22 protein-coding genes are annotated in these 26,973 nt (G+C 72.0%); 1 reads left to right on the top strand and 21 read right to left on the bottom strand.

The features are described from left to right. The first annotated feature begins 94 nt into the window (after positions 1-94). The gene (locus OU416_RS23310; protein ID WP_270929147.1) at positions 95-1,546 is read left to right on the top strand and encodes a cation:proton antiporter domain-containing protein; all 1,452 of its coding nucleotides are present in this window, start codon (positions 95-97) and stop codon (positions 1,544-1,546) included. Positions 1,547-1,596: 50 nt separating this feature from the next. On the opposite strand, the gene OU416_RS23305 is transcribed toward OU416_RS23310, so the two are convergent. From OU416_RS23305 to OU416_RS23205, 21 genes are all read right to left on the bottom strand, one after another. Then, a complete protein-coding gene (locus OU416_RS23305) occupies positions 1,597-2,349 on the bottom strand; it encodes a helix-turn-helix domain-containing protein (protein WP_270929146.1) in 753 nt (250 codons plus the stop codon). Between the two features lie 273 nt (positions 2,350-2,622). Continuing rightward, on the bottom strand, positions 2,623-3,987 hold the full coding sequence (locus OU416_RS23300; RefSeq protein ID WP_270929145.1) for an FAD-dependent oxidoreductase: 1,365 nt from the start codon (positions 3,985-3,987) through the stop codon (positions 2,623-2,625). 140 nt (positions 3,988-4,127) lie between these two features. Continuing rightward, positions 4,128-4,556, bottom strand: coding sequence for an SgcJ/EcaC family oxidoreductase (locus OU416_RS23295; protein WP_270929144.1), 429 nt, complete (start codon positions 4,554-4,556; stop codon positions 4,128-4,130). Positions 4,557-4,613: 57 nt separating this feature from the next. Beyond that, on the bottom strand, positions 4,614-5,792 hold the full coding sequence (locus tag OU416_RS23290) for an acyl-CoA dehydrogenase family protein (RefSeq protein WP_270929143.1): 1,179 nt from the start codon (positions 5,790-5,792) through the stop codon (positions 4,614-4,616). A gap of 77 nt (positions 5,793-5,869) precedes the next feature. Continuing rightward, on the bottom strand, positions 5,870-6,922 hold the full coding sequence (gene aroF / locus OU416_RS23285; RefSeq protein ID WP_270929142.1) for a 3-deoxy-7-phosphoheptulonate synthase: 1,053 nt from the start codon (positions 6,920-6,922) through the stop codon (positions 5,870-5,872). Between the two features lie 90 nt (positions 6,923-7,012). Further along, complete coding sequence (locus OU416_RS23280; protein ID WP_270929141.1) at positions 7,013-7,240, bottom strand: DUF6222 family protein; 228 nt, start codon at positions 7,238-7,240, stop codon at positions 7,013-7,015. Between the two features lie 13 nt (positions 7,241-7,253). Beyond that, positions 7,254-7,838 (bottom strand): flavin reductase family protein, encoded by a 585-nt coding sequence (locus tag OU416_RS23275; protein WP_270929140.1) that lies wholly within the window; start codon positions 7,836-7,838, stop codon positions 7,254-7,256. 6 nt (positions 7,839-7,844) lie between these two features. Beyond that, positions 7,845-8,300 carry an acyl-CoA thioesterase gene (locus tag OU416_RS23270; RefSeq protein WP_270929139.1) on the bottom strand — a complete coding sequence of 152 codons (456 nt, stop codon included), beginning with the start codon at positions 8,298-8,300 and terminating at the stop codon, positions 7,845-7,847. Positions 8,301-8,370: 70 nt separating this feature from the next. Then, positions 8,371-14,211, bottom strand: a complete 5,841-nt coding sequence (locus tag OU416_RS23265) for a type I polyketide synthase (protein WP_270929138.1) — start codon at positions 14,209-14,211, stop codon at positions 8,371-8,373. A 268-nt stretch (positions 14,212-14,479) separates the two neighbouring features. After that, positions 14,480-15,283 carry a TIGR03084 family metal-binding protein gene (locus OU416_RS23260; protein ID WP_270929137.1) on the bottom strand — a complete coding sequence of 268 codons (804 nt, stop codon included), beginning with the start codon at positions 15,281-15,283 and terminating at the stop codon, positions 14,480-14,482. Positions 15,284-15,494: 211 nt separating this feature from the next. Then, on the bottom strand, positions 15,495-16,547 hold the full coding sequence (locus OU416_RS23255) for a carboxymuconolactone decarboxylase family protein (RefSeq protein ID WP_270929136.1): 1,053 nt from the start codon (positions 16,545-16,547) through the stop codon (positions 15,495-15,497). 73 nt (positions 16,548-16,620) lie between these two features. Next, complete coding sequence (locus OU416_RS23250; RefSeq protein ID WP_270929135.1) at positions 16,621-17,214, bottom strand: DUF6239 family natural product biosynthesis protein; 594 nt, start codon at positions 17,212-17,214, stop codon at positions 16,621-16,623. Then, a complete protein-coding gene (locus OU416_RS23245; RefSeq protein WP_270929134.1) occupies positions 17,211-17,786 on the bottom strand; it encodes a hypothetical protein in 576 nt (191 codons plus the stop codon). Before OU416_RS23245 ends, OU416_RS23250 begins: the two co-directional genes overlap by 4 nt. Further along, the gene (locus OU416_RS23240; protein ID WP_270929133.1) at positions 17,783-19,432 is read right to left on the bottom strand and encodes a GMC family oxidoreductase; all 1,650 of its coding nucleotides are present in this window, start codon (positions 19,430-19,432) and stop codon (positions 17,783-17,785) included. The genes OU416_RS23245 and OU416_RS23240 overlap by 4 nt, the downstream gene beginning before the upstream one ends. Next, a complete protein-coding gene (locus OU416_RS23235) occupies positions 19,429-20,010 on the bottom strand; it encodes a DUF5987 family protein (RefSeq protein WP_270929132.1) in 582 nt (193 codons plus the stop codon). The genes OU416_RS23240 and OU416_RS23235 overlap by 4 nt, the downstream gene beginning before the upstream one ends. Positions 20,011-20,248: 238 nt before the next feature. Beyond that, entirely contained in the window at positions 20,249-20,527 is a 279-nt protein-coding gene (locus tag OU416_RS23230; RefSeq protein WP_270929131.1) for a DUF6235 family protein, read from the bottom strand. Positions 20,528-20,567: 40 nt separating this feature from the next. Next, the gene (locus OU416_RS23225) at positions 20,568-21,944 is read right to left on the bottom strand and encodes a cytochrome P450 (protein WP_270929130.1); all 1,377 of its coding nucleotides are present in this window, start codon (positions 21,942-21,944) and stop codon (positions 20,568-20,570) included. Further along, positions 21,941-22,960, bottom strand: coding sequence for an enediyne biosynthesis protein (locus tag OU416_RS23220; protein WP_270929129.1), 1,020 nt, complete (start codon positions 22,958-22,960; stop codon positions 21,941-21,943). The genes OU416_RS23225 and OU416_RS23220 overlap by 4 nt, the downstream gene beginning before the upstream one ends. 2 nt (positions 22,961-22,962) lie before the next feature. Then, positions 22,963-24,891, bottom strand: a complete 1,929-nt coding sequence (locus tag OU416_RS23215) for a CRTAC1 family protein (RefSeq protein ID WP_270929346.1) — start codon at positions 24,889-24,891, stop codon at positions 22,963-22,965. Then, entirely contained in the window at positions 24,891-25,874 is a 984-nt protein-coding gene (locus OU416_RS23210; protein WP_372907168.1) for a DUF1702 family protein, read from the bottom strand. The genes OU416_RS23215 and OU416_RS23210 overlap by 1 nt, the downstream gene beginning before the upstream one ends. A 58-nt stretch (positions 25,875-25,932) precedes the next feature. Next, the gene (locus OU416_RS23205; RefSeq protein ID WP_270929128.1) at positions 25,933-26,964 is read right to left on the bottom strand and encodes a DUF1702 family protein; all 1,032 of its coding nucleotides are present in this window, start codon (positions 26,962-26,964) and stop codon (positions 25,933-25,935) included. Positions 26,965-26,973: the final 9 nt, after the last annotated feature.

Here is a 26,973-nt window from a genome sequence, read left to right as displayed (position 1 = left end):
GCACGACCGGCTCGGCCGGAGCCGCGCGAGGCATCGCGGCTCCGGCCGACGTGCGCCGGTCACCGAATCACGGACCGCACGGGAGGTCGACCCGATGTCCAATCACCCCGCAGCCAAGCGGCGAACCGGGCGCGGACTGCAGGCGTGGGGCGTTTACGTCCTGCTGGCGGTGGTGCCGGTGTCCATCACCGTCGCGCTGGTGTCGAGGATGGACAGCTCCACCGGCACCACGAGCGCCGCGCTCGGCTTCCCGCTGGCCGAGTTCCTGCTCACCACCGCCACCGTGCTGGCCGCGTGCAAGGCGGCGGGCTGGCTGACGCAGCGCCTCGGTCAGCCCTCCGTCGTCGGGGAGATCGCCGCCGGTGTGGTGTTGGGCCCGTCGGTGCTGGGCGCGCTGTCACCGACGCTCGCGGAGTTCCTGCTGCCCGCCTCCGGCCTGCCCGCCCTGAACCTGCTCGCCCAGCTGGGCATCGCGCTGTTCGTCTTCCTCGCCGGGCTGCACCTGGACACCAGGCTGATCCGCGGGCGCGGTCGGCTCGCGCTGGTGATCAGCCACGTCAGCATCGCCACCCCGTTCCTGCTCGGCATCCTGCTCGCGCTGGTCGCGCACCGGACCCTCGCCCCGGCGGGCGTCGGCCAGCTGCCGTTCGCGATGTTCCTCGGGGTGTCGATGAGCGTGACGGCCTTGCCGGTGCTGCTGCGGCTGCTGGTGGAGCTGCGCATGTTCGGGACCGAGACCGGCGTGCTGGCGATCACCTGCGCGGTGGTCGACGACGTCACGGCGTGGACGCTGCTGGCGCTGACCATCGCGCTGACGACGGCCTCGTCGTTGTCCGGCGTGGCGGTCACCATCGTCGCGACCGCGCTGTTCACCGGCCTGCTGCTGCTCGTGGTGCGGCCGCTGCTGAACCGGTTCGTCGAAGGCGCCAGCGAGAAGCGCCTGCGCGCCGCCATGCCGCTCGCGCTGACCGGGGTGCTGCTGTGCGCGATGGCCACCGAGTGGATCGGCGTGCACGCGATGTTCGGCGCATTCCTGTTCGGCATCGTCTTCCCCCGCGACAACGCGCTCACCGACCGGGTGCAGGAGACGATCAGCGGGTTCACCACCACGCTGCTGCTGCCGCTGTTCTTCGCCTACAGCGGCTTGCGAACCGACCTCGGCCAGCTGTTCGCCGAGCCGACGTCGTGGCTGTGGTTCCTGGCCGTCGTGCTGGTCGCGGTGGTCGGCAAGCTGGCCAGCTCCGCGGTCGCGGCGCGCGCGCTGGGCGAGCCCTGGCCCCGCGCGCTGCAGGTGGGCGCGCTGCTGAACTGCCGGGGCCTGACCGAGCTGGTGGTGCTCAACATCGGGCTCGACCTGGGCGTCCTGTCCCAGCAGCTGTTCACCATCCTCGTGCTGATGGCGCTGGTCTCCACGGTGATGACCGCACCGCTCGTCCGCCTCTTCCGCTCGTGGCCGGCGAAGGGCTCGTCCGCTCCCCCGGCCCGGTCGGCGGTGGCGGGCCTCGACGACGACGCCCCGCTGGTCCGGTCCCAGCCCTCGTTCTGAGCGCGGAACCGCACCACCGCGGATCGCACGCGGTGGTGCGGTCCAGCGCGTCAGCCCGCGCGGTGCGCCACCCGCGGTTCGAACGAGGCCAGGCACTGCTCCGGCAACGCGCTGAGCATCGGCGGGTCGAAGGCGCATCGCGGGCGCAGGCGCAAGTCCGCGATGCCCGCCGAGACCCCCCGCTTGATGGTCACCGGGCCCGCGCCGCCGACCAGCGACTGCCCGGCGACCGGGTGACCGGCGACGGGCAGCGAGTGCGCGAGCAGGTGCCAGGTCCCCGCGGGCAGGTCGTCGAACTGGTACGGCCCGGCGCAGTCCAGCACGACGGAGCGGGCCGGCGCGCCCTCCATGATCCGGCCGGGGAACAAGCCGATGAACACCGGCTGGCGCAGTTTCCGGGCGTGCGGGGAAATGTTCCCGCGCAGCACCGGCGGCGTGTTCCGGCGTGCGATCCGCTGCGCGGCACCGGTGATTTCCTCGTTTCGCCGATAAGCGCTCGGCGGCATGCCGACGCTGCGGTGGAACCGGGCGCTGAACGTGCCGACGCTGTTGTAGCCGACCTGGTGGCTGATGTCGACGACGGTCGCCGAGCTCGACCGCAGCAGCTCCTTGGCCGCCGCGATGCGCAGCGCCGACAGGAAGCGGGCCGGCGACAATCCGGTGTGCTGCCGGAAAACCCTGGTGAAGTGGTACTTGCTGAACATCGCCGAGCTGGCCAGCTCGTCCACCGTGACCGGTTCGGCCAGGTCGCGGCGCATCCGATCGATGGCCCGGCCCACTGCCTCGGCTATCGCCACGCTCATCGGTTCTCCCCTCGTGCCCCGCTCCCCGCCACCGGAAAACCACGATGAAATCCCCAGGCGCGGACATGGCGGAGGAGCACAACCGATTTTCCGATCCGGTCCCGAACGCGTTCAAGGGAACGGCTCATCCATCGGCGTGAAGAATGCGCCGGACGAATCATGAACAATTCATGATCGCCACGCCGAAAAGCTCCGAAGCCGCACTTCGGCGACTTCGGAGCAGCACGATCGGGAACGGATCCTCACCCCGGGATCGGGGCCGGCCGGCGCAGCTCAGGCAGCCAGGTCGCGAGACCGCTCCGGCAGCGGCGGGGCAGGCAGCGGACCGCGGGCCGCCCGCAGCACGTCGAGGACGAACCGCGGTCGCATCAACGCTTGCGGCGGGTCGATCAGGCCCGCGACCCGGAAGAACGCCTCGGAGAACCGGCCGTCCCGCTGCGCGGCCGCGTGCAGCCGCGCCATGTAGGCGTTGCCCATCCTCGACTTGAGGGTGCGCGGCCCCTCGACGCCCGGGAACGCCAGGTCCCCGCCGACCGAGATCTCCCACGGCACGTCGATGATCGGGGTGATCCGGCGGAAGTACTCCAGCGGCCGCACCTCCCCGCCCGCCAGGTGCTCGGCCAGTGCGACCGCCTCCATCGCGGCGACCGTCATGCCCTGCCCGTAGACCGGGTTGAACGCGCACACCCCGTCCCCGATGACCAGCAGGCCGGACGGGAAGCGGGACAGCTTGTCGTAGCGGCGCCGGACGCTGGCGGGCACCCGGAAGGTGACGGCGTCGTCGAGCGGTTCGGCCGTCCGGATCGCCCGGTAGATCTCCGGGGCGTCCAGGCTCCGGGCGAACTCCAGGAAGCCCTCGCGGTCGCGCGGCGGGTGGTCGCCGAGCATGCCGGTCAACGACAGCATCGACACGCCGTCGCGCAGCTTGGCGAAGAACGCGCCGCGCGGATTGCGCGGGGACGCCACCGGGTTGATCGACAGATCGCTCCCGTACGGGTCGGTGTCGAGCCGGAAGTGCTGCGTGGTGTAGGCCAGGTCGATCTTGACCCGGTCCTCGGCGGGCTGCTGGAAGCCCAGTTCCGCCAGCCACACCGGGGTCCGGCTGCCCCGTCCGGTGGCGTCCACGACCAGGTCGGCGGTCAGCTCGTCCGCGGTGGACCGGTCCGGGCCCACCAGGCGGACACCGGTCACCGCCGCACCGTCGGCGACCAGGCCCTGGATCACCGTCCGCTCGCGCAACCGCACGTTCGGCAGCCCCAGCACCCGGTCCCGGACGTGCGATTCCAGCACCGGGCGGGTGGCCGAGACGCTGAGCAGCCCGGATTGCGCCTGCTGCAGCGGTGTTCCGTTGAAGTACCAGCGCAGGTTGCCCGCGAGGTCGCAGCTGAGGACGCCGGCCGCGGTCAGCTCGGCGTGCAGGCCGGGGAACAGCTCGTCCAGGATCTGCTGCCCGCGGGCCAGCAGCGCGTGCGCGTGGTTGCCCTGCGGCACCCCGCGCCGGGGCCTGGTCACCCCGGCCAGCTCGTCCCGGTCGACCAGGACGACCTCCCGGTACCGCTCGGACAGCACCCGCGCTGCCAGGAGACCGGCCATGCCACCGCCGAGCACCACGGCACGGCTGCCCAAGAAATCACCCATCGCAGACGCCTCCAACGTCTCGGCCGAACCAAGGGATGTTCATCGCGCGGGTTGGCGCGAAAGTGGACTTCCACCGGGCGGGGAGGTTCCCCGCCCGCCGGTGCGCGAGTCGCGTGCCCCGCGCACCGGCCGGGCCGCGGTCAGTCGCGCGGGCTGTTCTGGTAGGCGGCCAGCTGCCACTCGCCGTTGCGCTTGACGACCAGCCACGACGCGCGGATCGCGCTGTCCGGCGTCACCTCGGTCTCGCCCTCGGCGAGCACGCCGCCCATGGTCAGCAGCACCCCGACCTCCGCGGTGAAGAAGCGGACGTCGATCGGCTTGCCGGTGACCTGCGTCCCCCGGTACTGGCCGTCGAAGGCCTCCCGCATGTAGGCCTCGATCTCGCCGCGCCCCTTGCGGTAGACGCCCGGGAGGATCATGGTGCCGTCCTCGGTGAACACCGAGGCGAAGGCCGTCGCGTCGTGGTAGGCCCACGCCGCGACCACGCGCTGGGAGAGCGCCGCGACGGCGGCCTTGTCCGCGTCGGTGACGGCGACGGCGTTGCCGGTGGCGGTTTCGGTCGTGGTCATGTCGGTTCCTTTCCGCTGGAGGGAGTTCTTCCGGATCTGGTCGCGCGGCCGCGCCGCCTAGATGTAGGCGGTGTCGGCTTCCAGGCCGCAGAGCACGCGGCCGTACAGCTCGGCGTTGGTGTTGGGGTGCATCAGCGCGTGCAGGTGCACTGCTTGCACGTCCCGGGCGATCCGCTGCACGGGAACGTCCCGGTAGACCGAGGAGCCGCCGCTGGCCGTGGCGAGCACGTCCACCGACTCCTTCACCAACCGCACCACGGAACCGAGGTCTCCCCTGGCCCGCGCTCGCTCGACCAGCTTCCACTCCGCACCCTCGGCGCCCTTGCGATCCACAGTGGACGACAAGCGGTGCGCGTGGAACTCGGCCTCGTCGAGCTTGTTCGCGGCCTCGGCGACCTGGTGGTGGGTCAGCGGGGCTTCGCGCTGGCTCTCGTAACCGGTGTAGGTGATCTTGCGGTGCGGCAACCGCTCCAGGAAGACCTCCTTCGCGGCCCGGCCGAGACCGAGCACGGTGCCCACCGACGACGCCGAGGCGACCGGCAGCAGCGGCGTGCGGTACGCCGGGCTCTTCGCGTTCTCCGCGGAGGCCGACTGTCCCTGCAGGACCTGCGGCAGCGGCAGCACCCGCTCCGCCGGGACGAAGACGTCCTTGGCCACCGTGCTCACGCTGCCGGTGCCGCGCAGCCCCGACGCGTGCCAGTCGTCGACGACCAGCAGGTCCGACATCGGCACCAGCGCCACGACCGGGTAGGGCTCGGAGTCCGGGGCCGCGTAGACGGCGATGATCTCCTGCCAGTGGCTGTGGTGCGCGCCGCTGATGAACCCCCACTTGCCGTTGACCACGATCCCGCCGTCGGCCGGGGTGGCCATCGCGCTCGGGCTCAGCGTTCCGCACACCCGCACGTCCGGAGTGGCGAACACCTCCTCCTGCACCGCGTCGGGGAACATGCACGTCATCCAGGTGGGAATCCAGTACACGCTGGCCACCCAGGCCGCGGCGCCGTCCCCGCGGCCCAGCTCGGCGGCCACCTCGACCAGCGTCCCGGTGTCGGCTTCGAAGCCCCCGAAGCGCTTCGGCGCCCGCAACCGGAAGATGCCGGCGTCCTCGAGCCCTTCGACCACCTCGTCGTGCAGCCGGCGGTTGTCCTCCGCCCAGTTCGCGTGCTTGCGCAGCAGCGGCGCGAGTTCCGCCGCGCGGCGGACCAGCTCGTCCCGAGCCGGAACATCCGAACCCATCGTCTCGTTCTCCTCACTTGTCGCCGATTCGCTGACGGTGCGCGGACGAACCGTCCGCACCGGACTTCCGCGCGGGTTCAGGCGGTCAACCGCGCGCCGGACGGGACCAGGTGGACCGGTTGCCTGCTGGTCAGCTGCCGCCCCATGAACTCGGCCAGCCTGGCCATCGAATCGGCCAGCTCGTCGGTGTCCGCCCCGACGAGGGCCTGCGGGCCGTCGCACTTCGCCGTTTCCGGAGCGGGGTGCACGTCGACGATGACGCCGTCCGCCCCGGCCACCACCGCCGCCCGGCTCAGCGGCAGCACCAGCTCCCGCCGCCCGCCGGAGTGCGACGGATCGATGATCACCGGCAGGTGCGAGAGGTACTGGGCCACCGGGACCGCCGAGATGTCCAGCGTGTTGCGGGTGGCCTTCTCGAACGTGCGAATACCGCGCTCGCACAGCACGATGTTGAGGTTCCCGCGCTGGGCGATGTACTCCGCGGCCAGCAACCACTCCTCGATCGTCGCGTTCATCCCGCGCTTGAGCAGCACCGGTTTGCCGACCGCACCAGCAGCTTGCAGCAGCGCGAAGTTCTGCATGTTGCGGGTGCCGATCTGCAGCATGTCGGCGTGCTCGGCGACCACGTCGACGTCGTCGGCGTCGACGACCTCGGTCACGATCGGCAACCCGGTCTCGGCTCGCACCTCGGCCAGGATGCGCAGCCCGCGCTCGCCCAGGCCCTGGAACGCGTACGGCGAGGTGCGGGGTTTGTACGCACCGCCGCGCAGCAACGTCGCCCCGGCCCGCATCGCCAGCTCCGCCGCCGCCGCGGTCTGCTCCGCCGACTCCACGGCGCACGGACCGGCGATCACGGTGAAGTTGTCCGGGCCGATCGGCACTCCCGCGACGTCGACCACCGAGCGCTCCGGGTGGTGCTCCCGGCTGACCAGCTTGTAGCTCGTGGACACCCGCATGACCCGGAGAACGCCGGCCATCCGGCCGAGGTTGAGCCCGGCGAACAGTTCGACGTCGCCGAGCAGCACGATGACGGCGTGCCGATCACCGCGGCTGATGAACGCCTCTCCCCCGGCAGCCCGCACCTTCGACACGATGGCCCGGATATCGGCGTCGGTGGCGCTGGGACTCATGACAATGACCATGCGAACCGAACCTCTCAGAATGTTTCCACGGACTTCCTGCCCGACGACGTGCCAGCGCCCCGACGACGACCGGAGTCGTTACGCCGCTCGTTCCCCGGTGTTCCTTCGCCGCGCCGACCACCTCGCCCAGTCGCGCTCCATCTCCGCGGCCAGCTCGCTCCAGACGATCCCCGCGCCCAACGTCGGCAAGCAGCGCACGTCGTCCTCGTCGACCGGCTGCGCCTCCGGCGCGCGGTCCGCCGCTTCGCGCAGCGGCGGCCCCGCCCGCCGGGCCGGCTTCGGTTGTTCGGCACCCTGTGCTGCCATCGCGATCACTCCTTCACCCGGTAGCCCGGCGGTCACCCGTTCCCCGTGCGCCGGTGCGTTCGAACCGACCGTTGTTGAACAACAACGCCTCTCCCGCGGCACCGCGACCGGCGTGCAGCACCTCGCCCACGAAGATCGAGTGATCGCCGCCCGCGTGGACCTCGGTCAGCGCGCACTCCAGCCACGCCAGCGCGCCGTCGAGCAGCGGCGCGCCGGTCCGCGGACCGGGCGTGCAGTCGACCTGCTCGAACTGGGCCTGGCCGCGCGGACGCCGCCAGTCGGCGAAGTAGCGGGCCGTCGCCTCCTGTCCGGACCCGAGGATCGACACCGCGAAGGAGTTCGCGGACACGATCGCCTCGTGCATCCGCGCCGCCCGCGAGACGCAGCACAGGACCAGCGGCGGCTCCAGCGACACCGAGGTGAACGCGTTGGCGGTCATGCCGTGCCCCCGCTCGCCGGGCGCGGTGAGCACCGTGACCCCGGTGGCGAAGCGGGCCATCACCTCCCGCAGCCCGGCCTGCCCGGAGATCCGCGCGCTGCTCTCCGCGGACACCGGCAGCCTGCTGATCGTGGACCGCCGCGTGGGTGGTTCGGCCATGCCCGCTCACCCCCCGCTGCTCTGGGCTGCCAGCGGTTTCGGGGTGTAGCGGGCCAAAGCCGCCCGCAGCGCTTCGGGAACCCGCGTGGGCACCGTGTTCGCGTTCGGCCCGCGCATGCACGCGATCCGCTGGCGACCGCGGGCGACCAGGTGCTCCGCCCCGTCGTCGATCCGCACGTAGTCGAAGCTGAACTCGACCTGCGTCTGCGTCAGCTCCGACAGCCTCATCCGGATGGACAGCTCGTCGAACGCGGTGATCTCGGCGAAGAACTCGCAATCCACCTTGAGCGTGAACAGCTTGAGGTCCTCGCGCACGTCCGCCAGCACCTCGGGTGCCTGCTCCTTGAGGAACATCTCCCGGCACCGGCCCTGCCAGCGCAGGTAGTTGACGTAGTAGACGTTGCCGACCAGGTTGGTCTCCTCGAACCCGACCGTGTGACGGATCTCGTAGTAGTCCGGCATCTTCAGCCCTCCACAGCGTTGCGCGGGACGTTCGCGCCCGGCTCTTCCCGCCGGGTCGGGCGGGCGCGGCTCATCGGTCCTCCTCCAGCACCGCGAAGACCACGGGATCCGGCCGGTCGTGGACCGTCGTCACCCAGGTCGCGATGCGGGCCGATCCGCTGGCGAGCACGGCCCAACCGTGCTCGTGCACCTCGTGCAGGGTCAGCGCCTGCGCCATCGACCCGGTCTTGCGGACGCACTCCAGCGCGGCCCAAACGCGGGTGGCGGCCTCGGTCGGCGGCTCACCGAGCTCGGCGGCCAGCAGATCGCGCACCGCGAGCAGCTCGGTTCCCAGCAGCCCGGCCCAGTCCTGCTCGTCGCGCGCGGCCGCGGCCTGCACGTCGCAGGCCAACCGGCCGGGCCCGGCCACCGCCAGGGTCAGCTGCGCGCTGTGCGAAGCCGACACCGCGGCACCGTCGACCTCCGGTTTGCCGTCCGGCCGGTAGTGCACCCGGACCGGCCGGTCCAGCGCCCGGCCGAGGGCGAGCTCGGTCTGCTTGCGCCGCTGGGCGGTGGTGGCCACCTCGACGCCGGCCGGGTCCGGTTCGACCACGACGGCGCGGCTGCCGCCGAGCACCCGCTCCAGGGCGCGTTCCACGTGCGGGCCGATCATGCTCGGCACCCACGGCCCGGCCCCGGCTCGGGAGCGCACCGCGCGCAGCGACAGACCGGTCCACCGCTCGACCAGCTCGCCGGAGGGTGCGCGCAGGTCCACGTCGTAGACGTAGCTGTCCCCGTCCTGCGACCGTTCGCGGGCGTCCAGGACGACGAAATCCGTTTCCTGGTCGGCCTTCTGCGCCAGGTGCAGCTCCGCGATGCCCTGCGGCAGCAGGATCGCGTCCGGCACGCAGCACTGGATGGCGTGCATCGCCGTGTCCCGCGTGCCCGGGTCCGCCAGCAGCAGGTGCTGCGGCAGGAACGGCGAGAACCAGGACGGTTGCTCACCGGCCGCGATCTCGGCCACCGCGTTCCTCGCGCTGGCCCGCCGGTAGGACACCAACCGCTGGAACCGCTTGCCCTGGAACAGAACTCCGCCGTACAGCTCGGTGACGGGGTCCACCGGCACCGCGGGCAGCCCGGTGTTCCCGGGAACCGGTCCGCCGTCCAGCTCGGGCCGGGTGAACCGCAGCCGGGCCCGGAAGTGGTCGGCGCCGAACCCGGTCTCGGAACTGCGCAGGACCACGTCGACCGCGTCGCCGTCGCGCACCAGCGCGGCCAGCCGGATCGTGGTGCTCCCGTTCTGCGGCACGATCACCGGTCGCACGAACTCGACGTCCTCCAGCAGCGGGCTGCCCGCGCGGTCGGTCACCGCGGCGGCGACCTGCGTCATCGCCTCCATGCCCAGCACCGCGGGGAACAGCAGGTCGCCGTCGAGGAAGTGGTCGGCGAGGTACGGGTCGCTGCCGACCGACAGATCGGCCTCGGTGATCAGCTCGATGCCCGGGTAGTGCACCACGGCCCGGTCGACGAAGCGCGCCAGCGGCAGGTCCGTCGACTCCAGCGGCAGCGTCGGCAGACCACCGGTGCGGCCGCACACCACCAGCACCGGGGGCACTGCCGGATCCGCGAGCACCCGCCGCAGCAGTTCGATGCCCTCCTCGGCCGGAATCGGGGTGATGCCGTCGCGTTGCAGCGCACCGACCACACCGAGCCGCTCGCCCATCCCCGCGCCGGACCACACCGACCACTCCAGGGCGAGCACCCTGGCCGCCGGGTTGCGCTCCTGGAAGCGCAGGGTCTCGGTGGTCATCCAGTCGTTGGCGGTGGCGTAGTGCGCCTCGCCGCGCAGCCCGGCCCGGCCGATGATGCTGCCGAAGGTCACCAGCACCTTGATGCGGCTCTCGTCGACCGCCGCCAGCACCGCGCGCAGCCCGCCGATCTTCGGCGCGACCGTCTGCTCGAACGCCTCCTCGGTGAGGCTGAACAGCGCGGCGGGCTCGTTCCGGCCCGCACCGTGCAGCACCGCGGTGATCGCACCCAGCTCGGCCTCGAACCGCGCGACCGCGTCCCGGACCTGCCCCGGCGACGTGACATCCGCTCGCTGGTAGGAGTAGCGGACGCCCGCGGCGTCCATCCTGGACAGGTTCGCGGCGAGCTCCGCGTCGGTCTCCGGGTCGCTGCGGCCCAGCAGCGCCAGACGCGCACCGGAGTCCTTGGCGATCGCGAGCGCGCTCTCCGCGGTGATGCCCTTGCCGCCACCGGTCACCAGCAGCACGTCGGTGGCTTCCAGCGGAGTCGATCCGGCGGCGTCCGGCACGGGCACCGAGCGCAGCACCGGAACGGTCCGGACTCCCGCCTCGTCGTAGCGGACCTCGGTGAAGTCGGTCGTCGCGGCGGTCTCGATGACCACTCGCGACACCGCCTGGTCGATCTCGTCGTCCAGCGCCGGGGTCGGCTCCGGCAGGTGGACGACGGTGGTGCGCACCGAGGGGTCCTCCAGGCGCAGCGTCTTGGCCAGGCCGGACGCGCCGAGGCCCTGGTGCACCACGATGAACCTGGTGCCGTTCGGCGCGGCCAGCACCGCGCGCGCGGCGTCGAGGAACATGCCGAAGTAGCCCTCGTCGACGTCGGCGGGCAGGCACAGCAGCACACCGTCACCCAGGCCGGCCCGCGACAGCGCCAGCCGCAGCCGCTCGGCCAGCGGGTGCCAGTCCGGCGCGAACACCGTCCACTCGCTGGTCGCCTCGCCGTGGCCGGTGTCCACGATCGGCCGGTCGGCGGGCGCCCAGTCCACCGCGAACGGGCGCACCCACGGTGCGACCCCCGCGACCTCGTCCCCGCCCGAGTTGTCCTGCGGGCGGGCGGTCTCGCCGAGCTCGTCGATCATCTCGGCCAGCTCTCCGAGGCACACCGTGGCGAAGTTCGGCATGCCCTCCAGCGGCGGGCGGCCGAGCGCGCGGGTCACGTCGTTGACCAGCTGCCCGACCGTGATCGAGCTCAGGTGCAGGTCGTCCAGCGGGTGGGTGTCGGCGGTGACGGTCTCCAGCGGCAGTTCCACCCGCTCTGCCGCCAGCCTGCGCAGCAGCTCGAAGGTGCTGTTCCCGCTGTCCGGCAGCGCGGCGGTGCGGTCGGACAGCGCCTCCGGAACCGGGGTGGCGCCGACCTGCGCAGCGGCGGTGTCCGGCGCCAGCCCGGTGCCGATCTCAGGCGCGGCCTCGCACGGGCTGGTCAGGAAGCTCATGCCGCCGTCCAGCGGGAGCGGCCGGGTGACCCGGTCGGCGAACAGCGCGTCGGTGTCCACCGCCGCGCCCAGCGCGAAGGCGGCGCCCACGACCCGCAGCAGCGGGCCCAGCGACGTGCTGTCGGTGTCCACCGGCAGCACCGGCGTTTCGGGCGCGGTCTCGCCGGCCAGCCCGGTGAGCACCCGCCCCGGCCCGACCTCGACGAGCAGGTCGCTGCGCCCGGCGACCTCCGCCGCCGCCTCCCGGAACCGCACCGGGAGCACCACCTGGTCCCGCAGCAGCTCCGCGATGTCCTCCCCGCCGTGCAGGACGCCACCGGTCACGGTGGACACCATCGGGCGGCTCGGCCGGTCGAACTCCATCCCGCGCAGGTGTTCGGTCAGCGCCCGGGCCGCGGGCTCCACGGCAGGCGAGTGGAAGGCGTGCGAGACGTTGATCCGGGTCGCGGTGATGCCTTCCGCCCGCGCCCGCTCGCAGACCCGGTCGACCGCGTCGGCCGGGCCGGAGACCACCGTCTGCCGCGGCGCGTTGTACCCGGCGATCACCACGTCCGCACCGGCGAACAGCTGCTCGGCGCGGTCCGGTTCGACCGACAACCCGGCCATCGCCCCGCCGCCGCTGCTGGCTTCGGCCATCACCGCCCCGCGCACCTCGGCCAGCCGCAGGACCTGCTGCTCGTCCATCGCACCGGCCCAGTGCAGGGCGGTCAGCTCACCGAGGCTGTGCCCGGCCGCGGTGTCGGCCTCCACGCCGAGCTGCCGCAGCACCCGCAGGGCGGCCACCGAACCGGTGACGATGCGGGGCTGGGCGACCTGGGTGGCGACCTGATCGCCGACCGCTGGCAGGTCCGCACGCTGGAAGGCCTCCTCGGCCGCTGCGAACCGGCGCCGGATCGCGCCGACCCCGCCCCGGCCCGAGCCCTGACCGGGGAACAGGAAGCCGATGCGCGGTGCGGACGTGCGCTGGTCGAGGAAGACGCCCTCCCCGGGCGAGAAGACCGAACCGGTGCCCGCCTCCAGCTCCTCCAGCAGCTTGCCCAGCTTGCGCGCGGCGTCCTCCGGCGTGCTGGCCACGACCGCGGCCCGGACCGGGCGGCCCGCCAGCTCGGCCGCCAGCCCGGCGGCGAGGTCGGTCAGCTCGGCCAGCGACAGCGCGGGGACCACGCCGGCCAGCCGCGCCACCTGCGACCGCACCGCATCGAGGTCGTCACCGTCGAGCAGCAGCAGCTCGGCGTCCTGCCTGCCCGCCACGACGCGTCGGGTGCGCGCGTCGACCCGCTTGCGGGGCACCGCGTCTGAAGCGCCCTCCAGCGCGACGTGCGTGTTGATCCCACCGAAGCCCATCGCCGACACGCCCGCGCGGATCGGGACGTCGCCGGGCCACGACTCGGCCTCGGCCGGTACGTACAGCGCCGTGTCCGCACCGGACAGCAGCGGGTGCGGGTCGTGGTGCGCGGTGCCCGGCGGGATGACCTGGTGGTGCACGGCCAGCGCCGCCTTGATCAGACCGGCGACGCCGGCCGCTGCCTTGGTGTGCCCGATGTTGCCCTTGATGGTGCTCAGCGCGGCCGGTGCCGCAGCCGGGTCGGCATCGCGGCGGGCGGTGGACAGCGCCGTGATCTCGGTGGCGTCGCCCACGGCGGTCCCGGTGCCGTGCCCCTCGAAGTACGAAACGGTCTCGACCCCGTACCCGGCCTTGTCGTAGGCGCGTTGCAGGGCCAGCCGGTGCCCAGCGGCCTCTGGCCGGGTGATGCCGCCCTTTCCGTCGGATGAAACGCCCCAGCCCGTGATCGTCGCGTAGATGCGGGCACCGCGCTCCAGCGCGTCCGATTCCCGCATCAGCACCAGCAGGCCGGATCCCTCGCCGGGCCAGAAACCGTTGGAGTCGCGGTCGTAGACCTTCATCTCGCCGGTGGCCAGCGCGCCGGTCTTGGCGAAGCCGATCACCTCGAACGGGTCGATGGAGAGGTCCACCCCGCCTGCCAGCACCACGTCCAGGTCGCCCTCGACCAGCGAGTTCGCCGCGGTCACCACGGACAGCAGGGACGAGGAGCACGCACCGTCCACTGTGAACCCGCCGCCGGCGAGGTCGAAGTGGTTGCAGATGCGGCCGGCGATCGTGTTCGCCAGCCCGCCCGCCAGGGTGTCCTCGTTGATCTCCGGGAACGGCGCCTTGTACTGGATCTCCAGGTCCCGCAGGAACTCGGCCGCCTCCGCCTCGCCCCAGCCGCGCTCGTCCAGCGCCGCGGCGACCGTGCGCCGGACGTAGGGCCAGCGCAGCCGCATCAGGTTCGCCCTGGAGAACTCACCGGTCAGGCTGTTGCCCAGCACCACACCGGTGCGCTGCTTGGGCAGCCCCTCCGCGTCCGGGAACCCGGCGTCGGCCAGCGCCTGCCAGGCCACGTCCAGCGCCAGCCAGTGCGTCAGGTCCGTCGAGCGGAAGGTGCGGCCGGACACCTTGTACTTCACCCGGTCGAACTCGAAGTCCCGCAGCACCGCGGCCTTCGCCGAGTAGAAGCGGTCCGGCGCGTCCGGGTCGGGCGAGAAGTAGTCCGCGTGGTTCATCCGCACGTCGGGCAACCGCCGGAAGGCCCGGCGCCCGGCCAGCAGGTTGTCCCAGAGTTCCTTCGTCGAGTTCGCGTCGGGGTAGCGCAATCCGATACCCACGATCGCGATCCGTTCACTTCTCATGCCGACCACCGCAATTCACAGCTAGCCACCTGAACTCCGCTCGGTGCGATCGCGCTCTTGGCGAGCGATCCGTTCCACCATCGGACGAAAGGGGGGGACGCCTCGCTTCACCGCGTCCCCGGTAAGCGGCGAGATCACCTCACCGACGAAGCCTGCCCACCGCACCCCGCAGCGATTTCTCCTGCGGTGCACCAACTCGACGTCAGTTCCCGGAATGCTCGGGCCGGTCCGCGACGGCGCGGGTACCGCGCGGACACCGGCCGCCCGGTCAGCTCCGGGACGCGAACTGCCCGGGTTCCCGGCCCGGCCCCGCCGGTCCGCGGTAGGCCTGGGCGATGTCCAGCCAGTGCTCGGCGTCCGCGCCGACGGCCGAGACCGCCAGGTCGTCCCGGTGCCTGCGCCGGGTCACCAGCAGGCAGAAGTCCTCCGCCGAACCGGTGATCCGCTGCTCGGCGTCCTCCGGACCGAAGGTCCACCGGGCTCCGGAGGGGCCGACGAGGTCGAAGCCGAACTCGACGTCCGGCGGTGTCAGACCGCGCGACTGGTAGCCGAACTCCCAGGTCCGGACGGCGAAACCGACGAGGTTGCGGATCCGGTCGGTGCGCGGCACCCGGACCCCGAGGGCGTCGGCGACGTCCTGGCCGTGGGCGAACAGCTCCATCATCCCGGCGCAGCCGAGCACCACCGGCGGCAGCGGGTTGACCAGCCACGGCACCACCTGGTCCGGCGAAACCGCCGCCAGCGCCTTGATCCCGGTGTCCCGCTCGTCGCGCCACCGCGCCAGCAGCACCTCGGAGGGGTCGTGCACGTAGTTCTCCAGCACGGCGTTGACCGCGCTGTCGAACCCGGTGCGATTGGTCTGCTCGGCCATCGCCCGGAAGTCGTCCGGTCGCGCGGCGGCCATCCCGGCGATCTGGAAGATGAAGGCGAGGTGGCCGATCTGGTGCTTGATGCTCCAGCCCGGCGCCGGGGTGGGCAGTTCCCACTGCTCCTCGGTCAGGTCGGCGACCAGTCGGTCGACCTCCGTCGCCTCCGCGGTCAGGTCGTCGATCACACCTTGCAGGTCTCTCATGTCCGTCCTCTCCTCGGGCGGGCGGCTCAGCGGAAACCGGGCCGCCGTCGGCGAAATGGCCGCGACTCGGCGCTCATCCCCACTGCTCGCCGGGGAGTTCCGCCCGTCGAGCACCGGTGCGGATCGGCGCACCGACCAGGAGGCGGCAGGGCCGTTCCCGTTGCGGTCGTGGTGCGGACGGCTGCGCCGGCCGGGGCGCCGATCCGATGCGTCAATTCTTCGCTTCGCGTGGTGCTTCCGTCTTCTTCCATCCGGCTCCCCCGTCGATCAGGGCGATCTGCCGCCGTGCCGCCAGCAGTGCGGCCCACGCGATCCAGGCGATCAATTCGCGCGCCCCGCCGGGGAATTCGGTGGCGACCTGTTCGTCCACTTGGGACGATGACAGCGCGGTCAGCAGCAGCAGGCGCGCCACCGCGCGGTCCTCGGCCGACTCCGGCAGCAGCGGTTCCACCCAGCCTCGGCTGATTCCCGGTGCTCGACCGTCCCAATCGGCCACCGCGGTGCGAACCGATGTCCGCGCGGCATCGGACATCCCGGCCGCGGCGGCCTCGATCGCAGCGCTGGCGCGAGCCACCGCATCGGCCGTGCCACCCGCCGGTCGCGCCCATGCCAGGTCGTCCGGCAGGGGCGCCCGCGGCAGCAGCGAGAGCGCGCGGCCGGCAGCCGGGGGACGGCCACCGGGAAGCATGAGGTTGCTCAACGCGGCGCGCGCCCTCTCCCGCGCGGAACCCGGAATTCCCGACGGCAACGGGGAATCCGGCAGGAAGACGTTGACCACGCGGTTGAGGTAGTCGAACGTGAGCGCGACCCCGAGCAGCTCAGCGCGCTCCGCGTCGTCCAGCGGCGGGGCCGGTGCCGCACCACGCACCCAGGAGCCGATCGCGCGGAGCCGCTCGTCGCCCACCACGCCACCAGCCGGGTCCACTCCGGACCCGGTGGCGTGCTGGAGCGCGGCACCGTGCACCTCGACGCAGTACGGACAGGTGTTGCGCAGCGAGACCGCGGCCGCGACCGCTTCCTTGGTCGTGCGGTCCACCGCGGTCCGCGCGACCAGGGTTTCCCGCAGCATGGTCCAGGCCGCTGCGAGCACCTGCGGCTGCGCCGAGTGCAGCGCTACCGGTGGTGCCAGCATGCCGAAGTCGCCCTCGACCTGGCGGTAGACCGACCGGACCAGGCCGGTGGCCGCGCGCGGCCGGACCACCGGCACGTGCCGGACCTGGCGCAACGCGGTGCGCAACGCGAACCGCAACGCAGCAGGAGCCATCGGATTGCCTGCCCTTCAGAGAGTGTCCACGGGCTCGCGCCCCTTCCCGGCACGGGAGCTCCCCGACGGCTGCTCAGACCGTGAGCGCCGACAGCAGCGCGACGTGCGCGGTCGCCGCCGTCGTCGCGTTCGCCAGCGACCACACCACGACGTGCGTGCCGACCGCGACCGGGCGCGAGCGGGCGGCGCAGATCGCGAACCAGGAGAGCCCGGCGAGCGCGATCACCAGCCCGGTGTGCAACGACGACGTCTGCTCGCCGGCGCCCGACCAGGCGCGGGCGAACTCCACGCTCGCGCCCACCGCCGCCAGCAGCACGACCACCGGGGCCGCCCGCCGCGCACGACGGGCGGCCTTCTCGAACCGGGGATCCCGCTGCCGGGCGACCAGCACCGGCACCGCCAGCAACAGCAGCACCAGCAGCGCGGCCTGCTGCGGCAGGTCCAGTCCCTCGGTCAGGAGCAGTTGCAGCAGACCGGTGCCCGCGGCCGTCGCGGTCACCCCGATGACGGTCGCCCGCCCCTGCCTGCCCAGGAACGGCCGCACGACCCCGAAACCCGCGACCGCGATGCTGCCCAGGACCAGCAGGACCCACAGCCACAGCGGTCCGGTGGTCGTGTCGAAGGTGATCAGGTGGTCGTGCGGCCCCTGGGCGACCGGCCAGGTCATGCCTTCGCCGCTTCCAGCCGCCGGGCGCCGTGCGCGCCGCACGTGCAGCGCAGGTCGGCGAGTTCAGCGGGGTTGGGCCGGTTGTGCAGCACCATGGCCACGACCATCGGCACGAACACGATCGTGTTGTAGAACAGGTGCAGTTCGACCCGCGGTATCACCAGCTGGGCGATGCTCGTCGGTGCCGCCGCGCCCAGCAGGTACTCCCCGGTGAGCGCCTGCACGAGCAGCAGCAGGTGCTCGAAGTGGTGCCAGATCTGGATCCACATGGCGGCCCGCCACCACGTGCCCGCCCGCCCGGTGAACGCGTGCCGCAGCACGATGAACGCGATCATCATGCCCACCGCGTACCCGTAGTGCAGCCACTCCGAGGTCACCAGCCACGGGGCGAGCAGTCCGAGCGCCCCGTTGGCCTCCCGCACCGGCCAGCCGAGCACGTAGACCTGGAACGCCTGGGCCAGGTGCTCGGCCCAGTGGCCGAGCACCACGACGGTGTAGGCGAGCAGCGCGGCCTTGTGCCACCGCCCGTTGAGGGCTGCGACGAACCCGCTCGCGCGTCCGGCCGCCGTCATCGGCTCCTCCCGGTCTCGGCCAGCGGCAGCGCGGTGCGGCCGCCTGTCGCGCCGGGCACCGGTGCGCCGTAGCTGACGTCGATCCCGCGCTCCCGGGCCGCCTGCACGATGCCGGGCACGGCGCGCTCGGCCAGCGCCGCGATGGTCATCGCCGGGTTGACCGTCAGCGCACCGGGCACCGCCGAACCGTCCGTCACGAAGATGCCCGGGTGGTCGCGCAGCTCGTGCCGGTCGTCCAGCGCCGAGGTCGCCGGATCGTCGCCGATGCGGCACGACGCCAGGGGGTGCACCGTGTAGGCCCCGACGACGTCGTTGGTCCACGGCGCCACCTCGGCCAGGCCGTCGCGCTCCACGATGTCCTTGACCTCGGCGTCGGCCAGCGCCCACCCGCGCCGCGTGTTCGGCGTGGGGTCGTAGCGCAGCGACCCGCGCCCGAGCATCTGCTGGGAGATGCGGTGGGCGTTGCCGGTGGCGGGCGGCGGGCCGAACACGCCTTCGTTGTCGTCCTCGGTCATCAGGAAGATGGTCAGCCAGGACTTCCAGCGCTTGAGCAGCTCCTTCTTCTCCGCGCCGAACCAGGCGGGTTCGGACCCGCCGGGCACCTGGGCGAGGATGGTGCCCAGGCCTGGCGGGAAGTAGAGCTGCTCCAGCGAGAAGCGGGTGTACTCGGGCAGCGAACCGTCCAGGCGGTCCCAGGACGCCACCGTCGGGCCCTTGCCGATCTGGTTCGCCTCGTAGGCGATGCCGTCACCGCGATCCAGGTTCAGCACCTCGCGCACCCGGTCCTCGTTGATGACCGCGGTGTTGAGCCGTTCCCCGTTGCCGGAGAAGTAGCGGCCCACCCCGTGCGGCATCGGGCCCAGGTTCGGCTCGGAGCGCTGCAGGATCACCGGTGTGGCGCCGGCACCCGCGGCCAGCACCACGATCTTCGCGTCGATGGTGCCGCTGCCGGTGTGCACCCGGTAGTCCTCGTCGTCGACCACGTCGTAGTGCACGCGGTAGCCGCCGTCGTCGGTCCGGGACAGCTGCTGCACCTCGTGCAGCGGCCGGATCTGCGCCCCGTGCGCCAGCGCGGCGGGCAGGTAGTTGGTGGTCAGGGATCGCTTGGCGTCGAACCGGCACCCGGCCATCATCCAGTTGCAGTTGGTGCAGCGGCTGTTGTCCACCGCCACCGGGACGGGGTTCGCGGTGCGCCCGGCGTGGTCGCACATGGCGGCCCACAGCCCACCGGCGTAGGAGACCTCGTCCCAGTCCTGCTTGGCCACCGACAACGACTCGGAGACCCGGTCGTACCAGGGGTCCAGCGAATCGCGGTCGATCGAGGCGGGCCACATCCGCCGCCCGATGCTGCCGCGCCGCTCGAAGACGAACCGCGGGGCGCGCGGCATCGCGGCGAAGTACACCACGCTGCCCCCGCCGACGCAGTTGCCGCCGAGCACGCTCATCCCGTCGCCCACGACGAAGTCGAAGATCCGCGTGTAGCTGGAACCGAGCAGGAAGTCGTGCTCGAAGTCCTGGCTCTGCAGCCAGGGGCCGCGCTCCAGCAGCACCACGTCGGCGCCGCCCGCGGCCAGGTGGTACGCCGCGATCGCTCCGCCGAAACCGCTGCCGACGACGACGACGTCGGTCTGCTCCACCGCATTCATGCCGGGCTCCCCGATGGTGTGGTGTCCGGGTGTGGTTCGGCCAGCTTGCGCCCGTAGGAGTACGCCGGGAACCGCCACAGCCCGTCGGCGTCCGGGTTGCTGATGCCCATCGCGGCCAGTCCCGGGTGCCCGGCCGCGATCGCCTCCGCGGTGTGCAGGTGCGCTGCGCTGTCGAAGGCCATGTTGCAGAACAGCGCCAGGCTGACCCAGAACTCCTTCTCCGGGTGGCCGGGGCTGGTGAGCTCGGCGACCAGGGCGCGCCGGTCGGCGTGGTCCAGGGCCGCGAAGGCCGGAACCGACGGATCGAGCCCGGTGCCGCGCTCGGCCGCGCGTTCCGCGGCCCGTTCGTTGAGCGTCGTGGCGAAGAAGTCCAGTCCGTCGTGAACTCCGGTCGCCGACCATTCGAGCAGCTCGATGGCGCCCGCTTCCACCGAGCCGGCGTCGGCGGCGACGCCGGCCACCGCCGGGTCGTCCGCCGAGCGCTTCGCCCCCGGCAGGATGGTGTCGGCGAAGGCTTCGAGCGTCGTGGTCCGGACCCGGTGTTCGCGGTCGTCCGCTCCGCTTGGCTGCACAGGCATTTCCCTCCCGTCATCGCACGGACAGCGCCGCCCGACGCAGTGCGCGCAGGACCACCGCCGGATTCGCGGTCTCCCCGCGCGACCTGTTCAGGAAGCTGGTTCCCAGTCTCGTCGTCACGGCATCCCGCGACGTCTCTTCCGTTGCCCTGCAAGGGTTTTCAGGATTCCCGATCCAGCCGACCGGAATCATGACAATCCACAATAGACAATGCCCGACGGCCCGGCGGATGGCGCGGCGTCAGCCGACGTCCGATCCGGCCGGGTCGCCGGGCGTGCCGATGTAGCGCAGCCCGAACGTCGACGGAGAGGTGAAGCAGACCTTGACCAGCAGGTCGGGCCGGACGGCGACGACGAGCTCCCGGCCCCGCGCACCGACCACCACCTCGTAGAGCTCGGCGGCCCGGCCGTCGGCGATGTCGAAGAGCGCTTCGTAGACCTGGTTCCGCTGGATCTGCCCGGCCGTGGCCGACCAGAGCTCCAGCAGTTGCAAACCCGAGGTCAGCCGGACACGCCGCAAGTCCGCCTCCCATCGTCATCCGAGCTGGTCCGGATCGCGCCTACTCGTCCGGGCAGTGCACCGTCATCCGCAACCCACCCCTCACCCGCAGGGACAGCATCGGTTCGGGCACCACCTGCCGACCGGGAACTCCGGCCAGGCGCAGTTCCCGCGCGATCATCGCGATCGCGAACACCGCCTCCATCGTGCCGAGGTGGCTGCCCACGCAGAACCGCGGCCCGGCGCCGAAGGGCAGGTAGGCGTAGCGGGGGCGGTCCGACGCGCGCTGCGGGTCGAACCGGTCGGGGTCGAACTCCGCCGGCCGCTCCCAGAAGTCCGGGTGCCGGTGCAGCGTGTACGGGCACACCACCACGTCCGACCCGGCCGGGACGCGGTACCCGGCGATCTCGTCGTCCGCCAGCGCCAGCCGGGGCAGGATCCAGACCGGCGGGTACAACCGCATCGACTCCTGCACCACCATCGTGGTGTAGGTCAGGCGCCGCAGGTCGTCGGCCACCGGCCGACCGGTGCCGAGGACGGCCACCGCCTCCTCGCGCAGCCGCTCCCACACCTGCGGATGCCGGTCCAGCAGGTGCAGCGTCCAGCTCAGCGTGCTGGCGGTGGTCTCGTGCCCGGCCAGCAGCAGGGTGACCAGCTCGTCGCGCAACCGGCGCTGCCCGACGGCCGGATCCGCCTCCTCGGTGGTGGACAGGATCAGCCGGGACAGCACGTCGTCACCGGGATCGCCGGCGGCGACCGGCCCGCGCCGGGCGACCAGCGCGTCGATCACCCGCTGCAGCTCACGCCGCGCTCGGCGGAAGCGCAGCTGCTTGGGCAACGGCACCCAGGTCGGCACCAACGACAGGGTGACCATCTCGAACATGGCCTGGTCCTGCACGGCCTCGAAGGAGTGCCCGATCGAGTCGCAGCCGCCCAGCTCGGAGTCCAGCAGGGTGCGCCCGAGCACGCCCAGCGCCAGACCGTTCAGCTCCGCGGTGACGTCGACCGGTCCGGTGCCGACCCGGGCGCGCAGCCGCTGCACCAGCCGCTCGACCTCCTCGGCGATCACATCGGCCTGCGCCGCGATGCGCTTGTGCTGGAAGGCCGGCTGGATCAGCTTGCGCTGCTTGCGCCACAGGTCACCGGCGCTGGTCAGCAGCCCGTCGCCGATGGCCCGCTTGGCCTGCACCAGCCCGATGCCCTTGTGGTAGTTGCCGCTGTTGTCGGCCAGCACGTGCTTGGCGCTGTCCGGGCTGTTGAAGAAGTAGAGCTTCTTCGGCCCGATCGCCAACCGGACCGCGTCCCCGTGCTCGGTGGCCGTGGACATCAGCCGCAACCGGTCGCCGACCAGGTCCCGCAGCAGTCGGAAGGTGGCGGAGCGAGGGGGCCCCGGCGGCACCGCGCGGGTGCCGCCGGGAACCTGCAGCGCGGTGCTCACGCCGCCACCTCGCGCCGCTGCTGGTCCGCGGCGGGGACCACCGCCGGTTCGGACCGGCCTGCCTGCTCACCCGGCCCTTCCGGAAGCTGCACCAGGGCCGCGGACTCCTGCGCCGCACGCTGCTCGCGCGCCTTCTCCACGAAGTGCAGCGCCCAGAGGAACGCACCGCGGATCAGGCAGACGGTGGCGGTGGCGAAGAACAGCCCGTAGGCGATGCCGGCTCCGGTGAACGCGCCGTAGATGACCGCGACACCCGCGCCGAAGGCGAACTGCGCGCCCGGCTTCGACGGCGTGGTCCCGGGATCGGTGATCATGTAGTTGGTGAACAGCACGAACGCCACCCCGGTCATCGTGCCCAGCGCACCGAGGATCGCGGTGTCCAGCACGATGCCGCGCACCACCGACTGGATCACGAAGAAGCTCAGCCAGCCCGCGATCAGCCACATCCGACCGGTGAGCTTCGCGTTGAGCATGGTGCCCGCGACGATGATGATCAGCGGGACCAGCCAGTCGAACACCCCGGAGACGTTCTCCGTGAAGTGGTACGGCGGCGCGATGCTGGTCCACGGGAACAGCAGCAGGATCACCGCGATGCCGAAGTTCGACGGGTTCATGTAGTGCCGCATCCGACCCCGCACCGGGGCCCGCAGGATCCACTTCGCACCCACCGCGACGGTCACGCCGAACATCATCACCAGCAGCTGGTCCTGCGGATAGGTCAGCATGTTGACCGCGAGGCTGGTGATGTGCGCCGGGTACATGAACTCCAGGACCCCGCGGAAACCGTTGCCGGTGAAGCGCAGCGGACGGTTCTCGGCCCGCGCGCCGATCAGCTCGAGCCCGAGCTCGACGGCGTAGCCGGTGGCCAGCGCGATGAACGGCCAGGTCCACGGTTGCTCGAAGCCGAGCACGGTGTAGCCGAAGATGTTCAGGATGGTGATCGAGATCGCGAACCGCCGGAGCGCGGTCACTACCTTGGGATCGTGCCGGGGCGGATTCGCCTTCTGCTCGGCCATGTTCACCTCTCCTTGGCCTGGGTGCCGAGCTGGATCGAGTGCCAACCCGGGTTGAGCTGGAGTTCCTGCTGGCGCGCCGCACCGGTCCGGTCGCGCCAGGACAGCTGGACCCGCACCGGCCCGTCGACCCGGTCGCCGAGTCCGAAGTGGACGTCGTTGCTGCGCTTGCCGGAGTGCCCGCTGCCGCCGTCGACGCGGCCGATGAAGGTGCGGCCGTCGGCTGCGGTGACCTTGACCTGGGTGCCCACCGCCGGGGACCCGGATCCCTCGTGGACCAGCTTCAGGCCGAGGAACTCGCCTCCGGACGGGCTGGTGTTCTGGTAGAACACCGGCTGGTCCCACTGCCGGGCCACCGCGATGTCGAGCTTGCCGTCGCCGTCGGCGTCACCGGTCGCGATCCCCCGGGTGGGCACCGGGACGTCCAGTCCCAGCTCCGGGGCGATGTTGGCGTAGCGGCCGTCCGCCGACTTCGCGAACAGGTGCATCCGCTGGTTGCCCGCGAGATCGTCGCCCTGCCGCACGTTCGGCCACCACTCCGGGTGTTCCACCAGCAGGTCGTTGGCGGTGGCCAGCTCCTGCAGCTGGGGCCAGCGGTTCACCTCGCCCTTGACGAACCCGGTCGCCTGGGCCACCTCCAGCTCACCGCTGTTGTCGAAGTCGCCCATCTTGACGTCCCAGGCCCAGCCCGCCCAGGCCGTGCCCTCCTCGGTGCTGCGGTCCTCCCACGGCGCCGTGCCCTCGTTCAGCCGGGCGCGCACCTCGGCCTGGTCCCGGGCGGTGGACATGAACTGGAAGTTGCTCTCCTGGATGCCGAACGGCGTGGTGATGTTGCTGACGAACATGTCGTAGAGACCGTCGCCGTCGAGGTCGCCGAAGTCGACGCCCATGCCCTTGAAGGAGTCCGCACCGATCCGCTTGGACTTGGGCGTGGTGGGCGAGAGCGCCCCGTAGACGGGTTCGAACGCGATGTTGCCCGGGGTCGACCGGTTGTGCAGCATCGCGTCGCGCCCGTGGTCCTGGGCGAGGTAGAGCTCCGGGAGCAGGTCGCCGTCCACGTCGTTGGCGGTGGCGCCCAGGATCCAGCCCTGCGAGATGTCCTCCGGGAGCACGTCGTCGATCCGCTCGAAGCTGACCGAGCTCTCGTCCGCTCCGGTCCCGCGGAAGAAGTAGTTCGGACCGCCGTTGGAGGCGTTGGACAGCGACCGGTTCATCTCCACCCCACCGGCGACGGAGGGGTCGAGCACCGGCCCGTGCGGGAAGTAGTTCCCGATCAGGACGTCCAGGCGGCCGTCGCCGTCGAAGTCGTCCACCGCGACCGCGTTGGTGTTCCACTGCGGACCGTCGTACACCGGGTTCCCGTTGCCCGCGACCAGTTCCGTCGGGCGGTAGGCCGCGGCGTCGAGACGGGTGGCGCCCGGATCGCCCAGGAACACGACCGGGGTCCGCCCCCAGAAGTAGACCAGCAGGTCCATCCGGCCGTCCTCGTTGAAGTCCGCGGGCGCGCACCCCATCGGCGCCATCACGTCGTTCACCGGCAACGGCCCCAGGTCCAGGACGAACGGTTCGTAGCGCGGGGCCGCGCCCGGCACCGGTGCCGGGGTGACCACCACCTGGTCGATGCGGGGATCGGTGATGCACAGGTCGTTGGCCAGGCCATCGCCGTCCAGGTCGTTCATCGCGATGCCCGCTCCCACCGAGGAGATCCAGGCATCGATGTCGCGGTAGTCCTGGTTGACCTGGCGGATCTCCTGCTGCGGCAATCCGCTGGGCATCGCGATGGACAGCGGTTGGAAGCCGTAGGAGCTCGCCAGGTCGGCCTTCTCCTCGGCGTTCAGCTCGGGCACCCGGCTCACCAGGAACATCCCGGCGACCAGCGCCAGCGCCACGATTCCCGCCAGCTGCCTGCGCAGCCAGCGCCCAGACACGGTGATCATGCGTTCACACCTCCCACGGACAGGACCTCGTTCCCGATGTCGCGCCGCCACGTCTCGTACGCGGGCACGCCGAGCTCGTCGACCGGGCGTTCCGGACGCGTCCGCTGGGTGATCTCAGCGGCCTCCTGCGGCGTCATCCCGCAGATCACCTCGGTGGCGATCTCGTTGTGCTCGACCACGAGCCCGGCCCGCACCCGCGCCTCGGCGGCGAAAGCGCATCCCTGGACCAGGGCAGGCAGGTAGTCGCCGAGCCCTTCGCGCAGCGCGCGCAGCTCGTCGGCGTCAGCACCGCCCGCGTAGCAGGACGCCAACCCGGTGCCGGCGACCAGGTCGGCCCGCCGGGGCTCGGGGAAGCCCTTGATCAGCCGGACGACCTCCGCCGGATCCGTACCGGCGACGAACCACAGCGCCCGGCCGATGCCCTGGTCGATCGCGCGGTTGGCGTAGCTGGCGACGCGGTCGCCGCCCCATTCGAAGTCCGGGTCCCGGAAGTGCCCGTCGACGTAGCTCCGAGTCCGAAAGTAGGCCTGGTGGAAGCCGTAGCCGTCGAGGATCAGCCAGCGCAGCAGGGGGTCGAACGAATCCGCCCGGGGCCAGCAGAACTTGGGCAGCCGGGCCATCGCCCAACCGACTCCCACGTAGACCATGTAGCGGTGCCGGTCGCCGCGACCGGCCAGCAGCTCCTCGACGCGGCGCCGGCCGCCGAAGGGCAGGCCGTCGAGCACGGCCAGGCCCATCGCGGCGCCTTCGTAGGCGAAACCGCGGAAGCGGGTGGGGACGGTCTCCAGCTGCTCCTCGGCCTCGGCCGTGGTGGCCGCTTGAACCGCGTGGCCGTAGCCGGCCAGGAACGTGCGCCCCACGGTTTCCAACATCTCCTGGGCCGCCGGGCTCTTCTTGTGGAATCCGCGGACGTCGAGCAACGTCTCGGATACATCGGGTGTCAGAATGCGGCGCCGGAGCGCCCGCCAACCACTGCCCAATTCGCTCTCCCCCTTTGCTGGGTGGGAAAATTGTTTCGCAGCGTGATCGCCACGACGATTATCGAGCGGTCGGCACCCCGGACCTACTCCCCGGTTGCGGAGGGCTCGAATCCCCTTGCCGGTCGGCGATTCCGTCCCTGATCCGCTGCCGCCACAACTCGTAGGCGGGCAATTCCGGAGAATCTTCGGTGATCTCGGTGCGGTCGGCCAGCGCCACCGCTCCGGCCACCGTCCGATCGGTCAGCGCGGTCACCGCGATCCCGGTCTCCTCGGGCACGAAACCGGCGTAGGTGCGGGCTTTCGCCGCGAACACGGCGCCCAGCCCGAGCTCATCGGCGTGCGCGCCGGAGTGGCCGCGGAGCGCGGTCAGGTTCGCGCTGTCGCAACCGCCGGCGAACGTCGCGGCCAGCCCCACCCCGCTCCACAGATCGGCCTGCCGCGGCACGGGGAACCGCCGCACCGCGGCGGCGACGGCGTCCACCTGGGCTCCGTGGACGAACCAGAGCGCGCGCCCGATCCCCTGGTCGACGGCCCGCGGGAAGTACTCCGGGAACCCGCCCCACGGGTGCGCGGCGGGCACCCGCTGGTCATCGACCCACCGCCGGGTCCGGAAGTAGGCCAGGTCGAACCCGTAGCCGTCGACCGCGAGCCAGCTCATCGTCGGGTGCAACGGCGTCTCCGGCAGGTCCGGGAGCACGTTCTTCCACAACTTCCGGGGCAACCTCGTCATGGCGAACCCGATGCCGATGTAGGCGAGGAAGAGGTGCGGCGCGGCCGGACCGCGCAGGAGCTCCCGGGTGCGCCTGCCGCGTCCCCCGGCGAACGCGTCCAGCACGGTGCAGGCCATCGCCACGCCTTCGTAGGCGAACCCGCGCATCCCCTCCTCGACCAGCGCCACCCGGCGCTCCACCTCCGCCAGGCCGCTTCCCTCGATGCCCCACTCGAAGCCGCAGACCACCGACTGCGGAATCGCCTCCAGCCGTCGCGTCGCCCCAGCCGGCGCGGGTGGGAACCCGCGCGCGGCGAAGGACACCTCGTCGAGTGCCGGAGCGAGCACCTTCCTGCGCACCAAACCGATCGCCGTCGCCATCCGCCTGTC

This window comes from Saccharopolyspora indica (assembly GCF_027853965.1).
GTDB lineage: Bacteria > Actinomycetota > Actinomycetes > Mycobacteriales > Pseudonocardiaceae > Saccharopolyspora > Saccharopolyspora indica.
The sequence above is the reverse complement of the archived record's forward strand: the minus strand, read 5'-3'. Positions and strand labels throughout refer to the sequence as shown.

Bases quoted from the DNA above. Each gene is read 5' to 3' on its own strand.
- OU416_RS23205 (WP_270929128.1), bottom strand. From the start codon at position 26,964: ATGGCGACGGCGATCGGTTTGGTGCGCAGGAAGGTGCTCGCTCCGGCA.
- OU416_RS23255 (WP_270929136.1), bottom strand. From the start codon at position 16,547: ATGGCTCCTGCTGCGTTGCGGTTCGCGTTGCGCACCGCGTTGCGCCAG.
- OU416_RS23310 (WP_270929147.1), top strand. From the start codon at position 95: ATGTCCAATCACCCCGCAGCCAAGCGGCGAACCGGGCGCGGACTGCAG.
- OU416_RS23270 (WP_270929139.1), bottom strand. From the start codon at position 8,300: ATGCCGGACTACTACGAGATCCGTCACACGGTCGGGTTCGAGGAGACC.
- OU416_RS23280 (WP_270929141.1), bottom strand. From the start codon at position 7,240: ATGGCAGCACAGGGTGCCGAACAACCGAAGCCGGCCCGGCGGGCGGGG.
- OU416_RS23275 (WP_270929140.1), bottom strand. From the start codon at position 7,838: ATGGCCGAACCACCCACGCGGCGGTCCACGATCAGCAGGCTGCCGGTG.
- OU416_RS23265 (WP_270929138.1), bottom strand. From the start codon at position 14,211: ATGAGAAGTGAACGGATCGCGATCGTGGGTATCGGATTGCGCTACCCC.
- OU416_RS23295 (WP_270929144.1), bottom strand. From the start codon at position 4,556: ATGACCACGACCGAAACCGCCACCGGCAACGCCGTCGCCGTCACCGAC.
- OU416_RS23240 (WP_270929133.1), bottom strand. From the start codon at position 19,432: ATGAATGCGGTGGAGCAGACCGACGTCGTCGTCGTCGGCAGCGGTTTC.
- OU416_RS23260 (WP_270929137.1), bottom strand. From the start codon at position 15,283: ATGAGAGACCTGCAAGGTGTGATCGACGACCTGACCGCGGAGGCGACG.
- OU416_RS23220 (WP_270929129.1), bottom strand. From the start codon at position 22,960: ATGGCCGAGCAGAAGGCGAATCCGCCCCGGCACGATCCCAAGGTAGTG.
- OU416_RS23235 (WP_270929132.1), bottom strand. From the start codon at position 20,010: ATGCCTGTGCAGCCAAGCGGAGCGGACGACCGCGAACACCGGGTCCGG.
- OU416_RS23300 (WP_270929145.1), bottom strand. From the start codon at position 3,987: ATGGGTGATTTCTTGGGCAGCCGTGCCGTGGTGCTCGGCGGTGGCATG.
- OU416_RS23290 (WP_270929143.1), bottom strand. From the start codon at position 5,792: ATGGGTTCGGATGTTCCGGCTCGGGACGAGCTGGTCCGCCGCGCGGCG.
- OU416_RS23250 (WP_270929135.1), bottom strand. From the start codon at position 17,214: ATGACCTGGCCGGTCGCCCAGGGGCCGCACGACCACCTGATCACCTTC.
- aroF (WP_270929142.1), bottom strand. From the start codon at position 6,922: ATGAGTCCCAGCGCCACCGACGCCGATATCCGGGCCATCGTGTCGAAG.
- OU416_RS23245 (WP_270929134.1), bottom strand. From the start codon at position 17,786: ATGACGGCGGCCGGACGCGCGAGCGGGTTCGTCGCAGCCCTCAACGGG.
- OU416_RS23305 (WP_270929146.1), bottom strand. From the start codon at position 2,349: ATGAGCGTGGCGATAGCCGAGGCAGTGGGCCGGGCCATCGATCGGATG.